At 44.7% G+C, this 13,033-nt stretch carries 11 protein-coding genes, 1 pseudogene and 1 riboswitch; of the genes and pseudogenes, 2 read left to right on the forward strand and 10 right to left on the reverse strand.

Annotation, left to right across the window (positions count from 1 at the left end; genetic code table 11):
- Positions 1 to 51: 51 nt before the first annotated feature.
- The 10 genes and pseudogenes from NQ489_RS16765 to NQ489_RS16810 all read right to left on the reverse strand — a co-directional run bounded on the left by NQ489_RS16765 (position 52) and on the right by NQ489_RS16810 (position 10,094).
- Positions 52 to 531 carry a PTS sugar transporter subunit IIA gene (locus NQ489_RS16765; RefSeq protein ID WP_015526406.1) on the reverse strand — a complete coding sequence of 160 codons (480 nt, stop codon included), beginning with the start codon at positions 529 to 531 and terminating at the stop codon, positions 52 to 54.
- Between the two features lie 251 nt (positions 532 to 782).
- Positions 783 to 899, reverse strand: a pseudogene (locus tag NQ489_RS16770) (sugar phosphate isomerase/epimerase); the annotation flags it as partial.
- A 208-nt stretch (positions 900 to 1,107) separates the two neighbouring features.
- Entirely contained in the window at positions 1,108 to 3,108 is a 2,001-nt protein-coding gene (locus NQ489_RS16775) for a CHAP domain-containing protein (protein ID WP_021650076.1), read from the reverse strand.
- A gap of 31 nt (positions 3,109 to 3,139) precedes the next feature.
- Positions 3,140 to 3,661, reverse strand: coding sequence for a cysteine hydrolase family protein (locus NQ489_RS16780; RefSeq protein ID WP_044960348.1), 522 nt, complete (start codon positions 3,659 to 3,661; stop codon positions 3,140 to 3,142).
- 101 nt (positions 3,662 to 3,762) lie between these two features.
- On the reverse strand, positions 3,763 to 4,155 hold the full coding sequence (locus NQ489_RS16785; RefSeq protein WP_044960345.1) for a beta-galactosidase trimerization domain-containing protein: 393 nt from the start codon (positions 4,153 to 4,155) through the stop codon (positions 3,763 to 3,765).
- Positions 4,156 to 4,230: 75 nt separating this feature from the next.
- A complete protein-coding gene (locus NQ489_RS16790; RefSeq protein WP_021650073.1) occupies positions 4,231 to 5,526 on the reverse strand; it encodes an aminotransferase class V-fold PLP-dependent enzyme in 1,296 nt (431 codons plus the stop codon).
- A 540-nt stretch (positions 5,527 to 6,066) separates the two neighbouring features.
- Positions 6,067 to 6,708: a YczE/YyaS/YitT family protein gene (locus tag NQ489_RS16795; protein WP_044961376.1), complete on the reverse strand. Its 642-nt coding sequence runs from the start codon at positions 6,706 to 6,708 to the stop codon at positions 6,067 to 6,069.
- 341 nt (positions 6,709 to 7,049) lie between these two features.
- The gene (gene ttdB, locus NQ489_RS16800) at positions 7,050 to 7,682 is read right to left on the reverse strand and encodes a L(+)-tartrate dehydratase subunit beta (RefSeq protein WP_021651208.1); all 633 of its coding nucleotides are present in this window, start codon (positions 7,680 to 7,682) and stop codon (positions 7,050 to 7,052) included.
- 20 nt (positions 7,683 to 7,702) lie between these two features.
- Positions 7,703 to 8,608 carry a L(+)-tartrate dehydratase subunit alpha gene (gene ttdA / locus NQ489_RS16805; protein ID WP_021651209.1) on the reverse strand — a complete coding sequence of 302 codons (906 nt, stop codon included), beginning with the start codon at positions 8,606 to 8,608 and terminating at the stop codon, positions 7,703 to 7,705.
- Between the two features lie 220 nt (positions 8,609 to 8,828).
- Positions 8,829 to 10,094 (reverse strand): SLC13 family permease, encoded by a 1,266-nt coding sequence (locus NQ489_RS16810; protein ID WP_021977661.1) that lies wholly within the window; start codon positions 10,092 to 10,094, stop codon positions 8,829 to 8,831.
- Between the two features lie 331 nt (positions 10,095 to 10,425).
- Here NQ489_RS16810 and NQ489_RS16815 point away from each other — a divergent pair, with 331 nt between their 5' ends.
- Entirely contained in the window at positions 10,426 to 11,325 is a 900-nt protein-coding gene (locus tag NQ489_RS16815; RefSeq protein WP_044961377.1) for a LysR family transcriptional regulator, read from the forward strand.
- 170 nt (positions 11,326 to 11,495) lie between these two features.
- Positions 11,496 to 11,603, forward strand: a riboswitch (glycine riboswitch).
- 1 nt (position 11,604) lies between these two features.
- Positions 11,605 to 13,017: an alanine/glycine:cation symporter family protein gene (locus tag NQ489_RS16820; protein WP_044961378.1), complete on the forward strand. Its 1,413-nt coding sequence runs from the start codon at positions 11,605 to 11,607 to the stop codon at positions 13,015 to 13,017.
- Positions 13,018 to 13,033 lie beyond the last annotated feature (16 nt).

Consider the following 13,033-nt stretch of genomic DNA (forward strand, 5'->3'; position numbering starts at 1 on the left):
AATTGCTACTATCTCCGGGCTGCTATAAGCCTGTCAGCTGCATGAAGATGATCATGAAAGCTTGAGGACGGCTTCATCCGCCGAAACATCCCCCTCCTTCTGGAGGCTTATCTTTCCGTAATCATCTGTGTTGCAGATCAGAACCGGAATAATTGTGTTTAAACCAGCTTTCTCAATTTTGTCCAGATCAGCCTCTATCAGAAGATCACCCTTTTTAACCTTGTCACCTGCTGCAACGTGGGCTTTAAAGGGTTCGCCCTTAAGTGTGACTGTATCCAGTCCGATATGTATCAGTATTTCCGCGCCCTGAGTGCTTGTCAGCGTAACTGCATGAAGCGTATCAAATACCATTGCCACCTCACCGTCTGCCGGAGCATATATCCTGCCGTCTGCCGGGATCACGGCGAAACCGTCACCCAGTACCTTATCCGCAAAGACAGGGTCCGGAACCTCCGCAAGGGGAACCACTCTACCCTTGCAGGGTGCATAGATTAAATTTCCTTTATCTTTTCCTTTAAAAAATTTCAGCATATTCTCTTCCTCCCGTTATTTCACCACTTCTTCCGGTATTGATATCCGCGATGTCGATTTGTAAATATGTCTATATATTTTTTATCCGTTCCGAGTTTATATTATATATTTCGTATAATTTTCATTTTTTGGTTTTTAGGCATGTGTATATATTAACCATTATTTTCGGTTTTGTTCACATTTTTATCGGTATTTTTCAAAAAAATAAGCTGTAGCACATTAACGCGACAGCTTATGTGAGAATATTCAGTTTACTTCAGCAGTTCTTTTTCACTCCTTTCTCTTGCCTCCGGAGCCTGTTTATTCATCTTCTCCGGGAAGCCGAACATGGATACACAGGCGATATTGTCACCGCCCACCTTCGATGCAAGCTGCAGATATCCCGTCATTTTTTTCCTGTATTTCACAAATTGTACAATGTATGTAAAGCTTTGTCGGTCGCTTACTGCAAAATTTTGATCCGTTTTGAAATAAGTTTCTTTACATTTATCCCAAAAAACTCCCTCACATATCAGTTTTTTCTGATACATGAGGGAGTTTCTGATTTATGACTGTGATTTATGACTGATCTATGATCTATTTTGCTTTATAACGGTAAACGGTTTTTACTGCTGTGCTGTCTTTACCATTTGTCCAATCACTTTCGGAGGTTGTGGTCTGAGTCTGGAGTTTTTTGTTCTGGTACTGGTTCATGCGGTACCAGGCCTGGCCTCTGGCTCCGTGGCTTCCGTAGGCGCCGTTACAGGTAGTTCCGCTGGAGCACCATACCCGGCTGCCGTTCCCGTTCCAGTTCAGCAGATAATAGGTAATGCTCGGGTCATCTCCATCTGCGCCGGAAGCAGCTACGGTTACCTGACTGGCTGCCACACTGTCAAAATGTACATAAGAGCCCGTCTGCGCAAAGTTTACATTCTGTCCGGTATTCGGTCCGCAGAAATGATAGTAATAATAGCCCACCAGCTGTCTGGAAGCAGATGTCTCCAGTGGTCTTACAGACTCATAAACACCACCATCATTGACATAGCTGGAGGTTGTTTTCTGATAGGTGTGTTTATACTGGATCGTATATTTATCGGAAGTGATATTCTTGGGAAGCGTATCCACATAAACCCAGTTTTTAGGTTTCGCCTTGATCTTAAAAGTCTTTGTTACGGTTCCGCTGTAATTCCCCTTAAACTTCACCGTTACCTTATAAGTACCAACATTTTTTCTTCCACGGGAATATGACACCTTATAATTGCCGGAACTGATGGTTTTATTATTCGCACCAGTTACTTTTACCTTCGGTGTTTTTACTTTTCCGTCGTATGTATAGCTTGTTGCAGAAAGCTTTATTGTCTTCGGATAATAGATTGTTTTCTTTCCGGTCACCGCACCGCAGGAGCAAAGATACTGGACATATCCGTTCCTGGATGTAGTTGCTTTCTTCACCTGTTTTTTGTAGCTGTGTTTATGAGCTTTTCCGGTAATCTTAAAGGTTTTTGTAACGGTTCCCGAGTAATTGCCTTTAAACCGAACTGTTACCCGGTAAGTTCCAACATATTTTCTTCCGGCAGAATAGGTAACTGTATAGTTGTCTGCACTGATCACCCTGTTGTTGCTGTCTGTAACCTTTACCGTTGGCTTTTTTACTTTTCCATTATAAGTATAGCTTGTTCTGGAAAGCTGTATTTTTTTCGGATAATAGATAATCTGTTTATTCTGTATACTTCCGCAGCTGCACTGCTCCTGTGTATATCCGTTGGCAGTGGTGGTTGCCTTTACTGTTACTCTCTGATAGCTATGTGTATGTGTGACCGGAGCTGCCTGGACAGTGAAATTCACAGAATCCGAAAATGTATATGCATACTGTGCATGATTCACAGATGCCACCGCTACTCTGTAATTCCCCGCCGGCAGTGTGCAGGACCAGTTTGTTCCATTCACTCCATACTGAACTTGCGTCGGATTGGATTCTCCTGCTTTATACACATATACATCATAATATCTGGCATAGCTTGTTGCATTCCAGGAAAACGTTGTGGTCTGATTCGCTTTTCCCGGATTCACGCTCACATATGGCTTGCCCGGTACACGAACGCCCGGATAGATAAAGCCAAGCAGCACCTTGTTGGAATCATAAGGGCGCCTTCCTCCGACTGCATTGGTCAGTGTATATCCATATGCAACTCCATGAGAGGAGGTCTGATCTTTGTCCGTTCTTCCTCCCTCATCTACCGTAAATCTGTTGTTTCCAAGATTAGCTGTTACATAAGCAACATGTCCGTAATAATCTCCGCTCCATACAGCAATAGAACCGGGAACAGGCTCATTTCCTACTGCATAGCCCTGATTGATAGCATTTTGCCACCAGCTTACCGCATTTCCCCATGCAGGCAATGCGATTCCCTGTCTGTCATACACGCACTGCCATGCAAAGCGTGTGCAGGGGATCTCGTATAAGCCATCTCGATCCACATCCTGTGTTGTAGGATAAGGATTACCTGCTGCTGTTACCGTTGCTGCCGGTACCGCACTGAAGGCAGTTACTGCGGACAGCGCAAGGACCATTAATTTTTTCAGAAGCTTCTTTTTCATAGTTTTCTCCTTTCCTGCGGTTTCATCCTTCTTACCGGATAATCCTGATCTGGCACGCCTCCATGGCTTTCAGTGCATTCTCATGACTCTCCGGTGTTACACCTGCGCAGCATGTGGCATCAACACAGATCGGCACTTCCGGAAGGGATGCCTTGATCAGCAGAGCATTGGAGATCACACAGATATCTGTGCAAAGTCCCACAAGAGTAATACTTCCGATTCCTTCATCTTCATCGATCATAGTCAATTCCCCGGCAAGATCGGTGGAGCCGAAGGTTTCTTTATCAATGGGTTCTGTTTTCCTTAAGGCGTCCAGCTCTTCCCGGATCTGCCATCCAGCTGTGCCCCGGATACAGTGAGGAACCGGAAGGTTTTTCCCTTCCTGTGTCTCCAGATAATACGTTTCATGGGTATCCCTTGTAAAAAATACCTTTCCTTCAAAATTCCGGATCTTCTCCTCAACCTTCGGAACAATGGCAGCTGCCTCCTTCGTGCCAAGTGCACCGTCGATGAAATCATTTTGCATGTCTACTACAATGAGAATGTTCTGCATGTTTGTCACCCCTTGTTTCATAATTTATTTCTGTACGACAAGTTTATGATACTCTTATTGTGCATACTCTCACGGAAGATGTCAAGGTAAAGAAAAGTCTCTCAGACTTCAACGATCCATACATCCCACGCAGGAATGATCAGCTGTGACTCCGCTTTGATCGTCTCACCGGTAAGTACGTCTTCTCCATCACTGTATTTATACGCAACAGACTGCTCCTTTGCAGAATAATTCAGAAAATACCAGACAGTTTTTCCAAGATCATTCGTTCCTTCACGAACGATCACCGGATATCCGTAACCGGATAACTTTACCCCTGCATCGCCAAGAGCAGCTTTTATCACATTCTGAAGTGTGGCATTATCTGTCATGCATCCCAGATAGTATGCCATACCTTTTCCATACTGGTTTCTGGTTATTGCAGCATATCCTTTCCAGTTATAATGTTCATATTCTGCAAGCACCTCTGCGCCTTCCGGTTTGAGAAGTTCCATAAAAAACCGCCCTTTTCTTCCATGCCAAAACATGAGAAAAGGGCGGTTCCTGTTTCATTTTTTACAAAAACTGTTTTATTTACCTTCAGCAATGTCCTTAGTGATCTTCAGGAATTTATCGATATCATCTGTTCCATGGCAATGGAGCGGAGAAACACGAAGTGCACCCTCAAGACCAAGAGTCTCAACAATACGTTTGGAATACGGGCTGCTCTTTACACGCTCGAACAGAGTAACTCCATGCTCAAGATATCTTCTTGCACACTCTGCAAATTCAATACCCTCGATACCCATGGCAACGATCAGATCCTTATAAGTAAGATCCTCCATATCCACATAAACCTGAACCCCCGGAATATGACGAAGCCCCGGAACCTTATCGGTACCTTCCAGCATACGGTACAGAAGCGCTCTCTCCTGAAGATGAATGTGATTCATACCCTCAACAAAAAGCTCACGCTTATTATATTTCTGTGCGGAATCACCCAGGAAATGCTTACCGATACTGCAAACATAATCAATAACCGCCATCATAGCCGCAAAGTTAGCCGGAGCTGGAGTACCAAGAGCCCATACATTATCATCCTTGCAGGTCAGCTTGATATGCGGCATCACAGCAACACGGTCAGAAACATAAGCATAACCGCAGCCACGTACACCAAAGAACTTATACGGTGCAAAGTTGCAGACATCCACATCCCAGTCCTCAACATCGATCACTGCATGAGGAGCATGCTGAACTGCATCACTTACAATGTAGATATCCGGATTGATCTCTTTTGCACGACGTGCGATCTCCTTGATATCCATGATATTACCGGAAATATTGGAAGCAGCCATAATACTGAGAAGAACCGTATCCTTATCTACATACTTCATGATCTCATCCGGATCAAGGCCACCAGTCACCTTATTAGCCGGAACCTCACGAAACTCTCTGCCGGTCTTTTTACAGTAATACTCAACCGCATCATGAGCAGACGGATGCTCCAGAGCAGAAGTAACTGCGTTCTTACCCCAGTCAACACCTTCCATGATCGTACCAACCGCATGGAACATGGTCTGAGAAGCAGTCAGCTCAGTGATAAGTGCACCACTCTTTGCACCAAAAATAACCTCAAGGATCTCCTGCGTACCATTCTTCACATAATCCGCCAGATCAAAGCCCCTGCCGCGGGCACGCTCCGGACAATCCGGAAATTCCTCAATCGCAGCCTTAGCCTCAACAGCCTTCTTAAGTCTCAGAGAACCACCGGAGTTCTCAAAGAAAAGTCTCGCGCCATACTGTGGATCCTTATCTGCATAATAAAACTGAGACTTCAGCTTCTTCTGATATGTATCTGAAAACAAAACGCCATGATTAAATTCCATAATAATATCCTCTCCTTCATCACATAAGCCCCGGTAACCCGGACAGCCAGCTATTCATGAACACTCTTATTTCATACGACTGTGTTCAGTATATATCTCTCATCAGAAGATAGCATAACACATTTACAAATAGTTATAAAATGAATAATGTAACTGTATTATATTAACATTGTTTATATTTTAACACAGCGTAGCACTGATAGCTCATCCAACTCCCGAGCAGCCACACTACCCTACCGCCCTGAAAAGCCAGCCCGTGAGGCGTGTGCTGCCTGTCGCCGGACTCTGCAGGAGGGGAGCTGATTCTTGGCTGGCGGAAATCTGCGTTGTTTTACAAAAGTCCGCTGTCTGAGCGGCTGCAAGACGCGAGTTCGGACTTTTGTAAAACGCTTTTAGCAGATTCCCGGCAGCCTAGAAGCCAGCCCCCGACGAAGCCCCGGCGGCAGGCAGCACACGCCTCACGGGCGTCCCTTTTCACCAAAAAAAGCCGAACCAGCCACATCCCGCAGCCAGTTCAGCTCACCCCATACAACTACAAACTCACTCACCATCAACCCAGGCAAGCAGCTTCCCGGTAAAAACCCTATTAAAGAAATGGATCACCGGTCCCAGCCCAAAAGCCGTCACCAGTGTACCAATACCCACAACACCACCAGTCAGATAACAGATCAGCGCACAAAGCACATCATTAGACATCCTGTGCCAGAAATAAGGAATCTTCGGCCATCTCTCTGTCATGATCAGCGAAAGACTATCATAAGGCGCAACCCCCTCATCCGGCATCTGATACATCGACAGTCCCAGACAGCAGATCACAACACCCACACACAGTGCCACCAAACGTACCGGCAGCGCCACAAGCTCCAATCCCAAAACACCAGTATAAATATTATAAAAGAAAGTAGTAATATAAGCCAGACAAACCGCATTCACAACCGTACCGATCCCCAGGAACCTTCTGCCAAAAGCAATCTCAATGATCAGCAGCACAATATTTACAATCAGCTGGAAATTACCATACGCCATACCAATCATATCCGCAACCGCCATATTCATTCCACTGAACGGATCCGTTCCAAGCCCGGCAAGCTTGAAAATTCCAATCCCCATACCTGCAAAAACATTTCCGATACACATGATCAGAACATGCTTCCAGTTAATGTTCTTCAAAAAATCCCCCATAAACCTCATACCTCATCCTCTCTGAAAATATTGTCAGGCAGATATCCACGATCCACCTTCACTGCGCAAGATCCATACCAGATAATACCTTAATAACCAGCCTGCTGCAACGCTTATATTCTATCACACCCCCTCACCCCTGTAAAACACAAAAACCCCAAGAAACAACAAAAAGCAACAAAAAAAGACATCCTGCAGACCACATTATATGATCTGCCGGACATCTCTCTTTTTCATATCACGCTGTTAATTCAATTTCACAATCACCAGTCAATCCCGAAGCTCTCATGGCAGAGCCTCGTTATTTCAGATATCCCGAAAAATTTTTCCAATATCCAATATTATTTAATAAACTTAACCTCAGGATAAATTGCCTGCTTGGCAGCCTCTTTGCGCTCATTAAATACAACCTTGTTCTCCTCAAACAGGTTACGTCCCTGTGCATCGATAGATACGATCAGCGGTCCAAACTCCTTAACCTTGTTGCACCATAAAGTCTCAGGCATTCCAAGCTCATCCCAGTGATGCTCAACAATCTTCTCAACCTCTGTAGCAGCCACAACTGCACATCCAGCCGGGAAAACACAGTGGATAGCACCGAACTCTTTACAAGCACGCTCCGTATTCGGGCCCATACCACCTTTACCAACGATCACTCTGACACCAGTCAGTTTTGTAAACTCATACTCGAACTTCTCCATACGCATAGAGGTTGTCGGTCCTACAGAAACCATTTCATAATCATCCTCTGTACCCTCGATCTTGCGAACGATCGGGCCGGCATGGAAAATAGCTTTGTTGCGGATATCATACGGAAGCTCTCTTCCATACTCAACCAGACGACGGTGAGCAACGTCACGACAGGTCATCAGATCTCCGTCCAGCCATACAATATCACCGATTTTGATATCAGCCAGGTCTTCTGCGCTTACAGGTGTAATAAGAACTTTTTTATCTCCTCTGATTTCGATCATGATTTTTCCCTCCGTTTATATTATGCATTAAATTTCCATGTGGAATGAGTATCACAGGTTACTGTAAGATCCGGATTTACAACCAGATGTCCACGACGGTGGGACCAGCATCCAACATTTACTGCAACACCGATGGTAGATGGATGTCGTGCAGTATTCTCAATGTTAACACCCATTACAGAATACTTTCCGCCCATACCCTGCGGTCCAAGGCCGATGGCATTGATACCATCCTCGAGAAGCTTCTCCATTTTTGCTGCGTTTGCGTTATCGTTGTGAGAACCGATCGGACGCATCAGCGCTTTCTTGGAGTTCAGAGCAGCTGTCTCTACAGATGTTCCTACACCAACACCAACAAGAAGTGGAGGACACGCATTCAGTCCGTAGGTTGTCATCTGATCAAGAACGAAATCTGTAATACCTTCATATCCTGCCCCCGGCATCAGAACCATTGCTTTTCCCGGAAGGGTACATCCGCCGCCTGCCATATATGCGTAGATCTCACATTTATCGCTGTTAGGAACAATATCCCACCATACAGTCGGGGTTCCTTTACCAACGTTTTTCTTTGTGTTGTACTCATCAAAAGTCTCAACGGAATTATGTCTTAACGGTGCTGCAAAAGTAGCCTGAACAACAGCATCTTTCAGAAGTGCTTCCAGCTCATTGATATACGGGAAATTTGTTCCGCATTTCAGCCAGAACTGAAGAACACCTGTATCCTGACAGCTTGGACGGTTCAGCTCTACAGCAAGACCCTGGTTCTTTGTCATTGTCTCATAAAGAACCTTTGGAAGTGCAGCTGTTTCCTGTGAACCAAGCTCTTCAAGTTTATTAACTACGTCATCCGGTAATTTTTTTCCAATATGGGCAACAAAATCTGCTACCATGTCTGTTAATACTTTAACTCCATTTTCCTTAGTCATGATTTACCTCCTGATATGGTTCGATGGTTTAATGTTTTTTAGTTACATAGGTTTTTGTTGGTTGTTTCATCATTAATTTTGGCTGATTAATGGTTAAGATGGCTTTTTGGCTTATTTATCACTTCCCCTGTACTGTATGATCAGTACAGGAGGGAATGAACTTAATTGATCAAAAGTGTTGCTGGTCACAAAGTGAACAGTAACTCAAAAGTTTCTCTCCTTACGGATAGAACGGAAACAGGATCGGTAACAGGATCATACAGATCACAAAGGATACCAGAATCAGCGGCAGACCGGATTTCACATAGTCCTTGAATTTGTATCCTCCAAGACCGACTACCATGGTGTTTGCCGGCATACCGATCGGTGTTGCATATGCACAGGAACCTGCGATAACAGTTGCGATAACAACGGCTCTCGGATCTGCTCCGAGGTTGTTTGCAAGAGATACCGCAATTGGAATCATCAGTGCTGTGGTTGCTGTATTTGACATGAAATTTGTCAGCACACAGGTTACAATAAAAATCACCAGAAGAAGAAGGATCGGACTCGGATCTGCTCCAAGAAGTCCTACGATCTTATCTGCGATCAGTTCTCCGGCTCCGGTTGTATCCAGCGCTTTTGCAAGTGTCAGAGAACCGCCGAAAAGGAATACAACTTTCAGGTCAATAGATTTCAGTGCTTCTTTTTCGGAAATAACTCCTGTCAAAACCAGGACGATGGCTCCGATACATGCAGAAACCTCAATGCTGATACCGATCTCTTTTTCAAAGATCATTGCAAGGATCACAAGGATCAGAACTACCAGAGAAACCGTCTGTTTCCACTTCGGTACATGGCTGAAATCCTGCTGATCTTCAAGCGCTTCCCCGGCCGCATGGTTTCCATTGGGAAGGAAACGATATCCGATAAAAACAAAATAGAGGATTCCAAGAACAAGCATCGGAACTCCAACCGGCGCATACATAAAGAAGCTTGTGGAAAGCCCCATCTCCTGCAGAGCATTGACACCCATCAGGTTTCCCGGCGCACCGATAATGGAAAGGTTTCCGCCAAGAGCTGCCGCAAATACCAATGGCATCAGAAGACGGCTTCTGGAATACCCGGACTCATCGGCGATTCCACAGACGACCGGGATCAGCACTGCTGCGGTACCTGTGTTGGATAAGAACCCGGACATTACACCTACGATTACCATGATCGCAATGATCAGTGTTTTTTCTGTTCTGGCAAATTTTGTGACCAGGCCTCCGATCTTGTTTGCCATTCCTGTTTCAAACAATGCCTGGCCTACTACAAACATGCCAACGCAAAGGATTACGTTACTGTTTACATACTGTGAAAATGTTGTTGTTGCATCCACAACTCCTGTGAGTGTCAGACCGATGGCACAGATTGAAGCAGTCAGTCCAAGAGGAATTTTTTCAAGGATGAAACTGATAATGGTGAACACAAGAAACAGCAATGTTATAGTTGTCTGAGACATTTCTGTACTCTCCTTCCATTTGGTTTTTTCCTGAAAAGTATAGGCCGTACACGTTTCTTTTGATGGTTCCATTATAACCGATGTACATATAAAAAAACAAATTAATGAAACATATATCCGCATAAAAAATATTTATAGTATCAGTTTTTAATGATAATTTTTGTGCACTACTAACATAAAAGCAGCATCTTAGCAAATGAATCTGGCAAATATTATATTTCTATGCTATTTTTATGTAGACACCCAAATACTCTGTCACATCTTTTCCGGACGGAAATGAAAAACTTTACTAAAAAATTTAATCTGACAATACATCGAGAGAAGGTTTATCATGACACTGAATCAACTACGCTATTTCTGCACAGCCAGCCGCTGCCACAGCATCACAAAGGCAGCCGAAGAATTATATGTGACCCAGCCCACCATTTCCATGGCTATCCGCGATCTGGAGATTGAATTCGGGATCAGTCTTTTTTCCAGAAAAGGAAATCAGCTGAGTCTGACCCAGGAGGGAGAGTCCTTCTACCAAAAAGCTACCTATATCCTTCAATATTGTAATGAGCTTCAGGCCGATTACTCCAGCATGTCCAGGATAAAGCCCCCTCTTCGCATCGGGATCCCTCCCATGCTGAGTACCGTATTTTTTCCGGAGCTGCTTACGGCGTTTCACGAAAAGCACCCGGAAATTGCCGTAGTACTGGAAGAATACGGATCTGTCCGTGCCTGCAATCTGGTACAGGATGACACCCTGGATGTAGCTTTGGTCAATATGGAACAGTATAATATAGATAAATTTCACAACACTGTCCTGGCCAACGACCAGGTGGTTTTCTGTGTGAGCAACGACCACAGGCTGGCAGAAAAAAAATCAGTCACAACAAAAGATATGGCGAAAGAGCAGCTGATCTTTTTCAATGCTGACTCCGTCCAGAATCAGATCCTGAAAATGCGTTTTGAGATGGATGGCCACACCCCCAATATCGTTATGCGGAGCAGCCAGATCTACACCACCCTACAATTTGTAAAAACCGGAAAATATGGCTGCTTTCTCTACTCCAGCATGACCGATAACTTTTCCACTTCCAATGTTACCGGTATCCCGCTCAATCCACCTGTCCGCATAAAAATCGGCATGGTATGGAAAAAAAGCAAATATATCAGCGGCGATATGCTGACATTTCTGCATTTCACCCGCATGTATTACAAAGAACATCCGCTGATAGAAAAGTAAATCCCAAAACTTCCAATTATATGTCGATTAATTTTTCTAATAAATGCAATTTTTTTTAAAAAACCATTGAAATCCATCAATTCATGTGATACTCTGTGTTACAGTGTTTTTCTACACGAAACGAATGACCGCCACCACCGTACACAAAAGGTCCTGGCATCATTCAAAAATAAAAAAACTCAGGAGAGTCTCTTCAAATCAAAAGGGAAGAGCGCCGAAGGTGTACGCAGCACACAAAATGCTGTAAATCTCTCAGGCAAAAGGATGGAGGAAAGAGTAATGTTTACACAAATCAACAACTTTATCACATGGTTTGACGGAGTCGTTTGGGGACTTCCGCTGATCATTCTGATCCTGTTCACAGGAATTCTGTTAACCACTCGGTTAGGTCTTTTACAGGTAAGGCACCTCGGAAAGGCACTGAAATTCATGGTAAAAAATGAAGAAGGCGGCGATGGTGAGGTCACAAGCTTTGGAGCTCTGTGTACTGCGCTTTCAGCAACCATCGGAACCGGAAATATCGTAGGTGTCGCAACTGCTATCGCAGCTGGCGGACCAGGAGCACTTTTCTGGATGATCGTAGCCGCATTCTTCGGAATGGCAACCAAATACGCAGAAGGACTTCTGGCGATCAAGTACCGTACCATTGACAAAGAAGGCCACGTTCTCGGCGGACCTTTCTACTACATCGAAAACGGTATGGGAAAACAGTGGAGATGGCTTGCCAAGATCTTCGCATTTTTCGGAGCAGGTGTGGGACTTTTCGGTATCGGAACCTTTACACAGGTAAACGGTATCGCATCTGCAGTTACCAATTTCTTTGACCCGGATAAAGCACACACAGTAGCACTTTTCGGAAATACATATTCCTGGGCAACTGTAGTCGCATGTCTGATACTTACCGTATGTGTAGGACTTGTCGTTCTCGGCGGAATCAAGAGAATCGCAAAGGTATCCCAGGTCGTTGTACCGTTTATGGCAGTTCTCTATGTTGTACTGGCACTGATCATCGTGATCACAAACATCACTGCAGTTCCTGCAGCGATCGTAACTATCGTAAAATCTGCTTTCACAGGAAGCGCACTTGCAGGTGGCGCAATGGGAACCATGGTCGTAGCTATGCAGAAGGGTATCGCCCGCGGTATCTTCTCCAATGAGTCCGGTCTTGGTAGTGCCCCGATCGCAGCCGCTGCAGCTCAGACAAAGGAGCCGGTACGTCAGGGTCTTGTATCCATGACAGGTACATTCATTGATACTATCGTGATCTGTACCATGACAGGTCTTTCCATCGTCATTACAGAGACATGGAACACAGGTCTTGAGGGTGTTGCCATCACAACAGCAGCTTTCCAGAAAGGTCTTCCTTTCCCGCCGGTTGTAGCATCCTTCTCACTGATGCTGTGCCTGGTATTCTTCGCATTCACAACGATCCTTGGATGGGATTACTACGGTGAAAGATGTCTGGAATACCTGTTCAACAGAAACAAAGCCGCAGTTACAACATACCGCTGGCTGTACATCATCTGCGTATTCATCGGACCATATATGACTGTAGCAGCTGTATGGAACATCGCAGATATCTTCAATGCCCTGATGGCATTCCCGAACCTGATCGCTCTTCTTGCCCTGAGCGGTGTGGTTGTAAAGGAAACTAAGGATTTCTTCAAAAGACATAAAAATTACGAATTCTGATCCCCAATATCGTAAT

This window comes from Blautia sp. KLE_1732_HM_1032 (genome assembly GCF_025147905.1).
Classification (GTDB): Bacteria; Bacillota; Clostridia; order Lachnospirales; family Lachnospiraceae; genus Blautia_A; species Blautia_A fusiformis.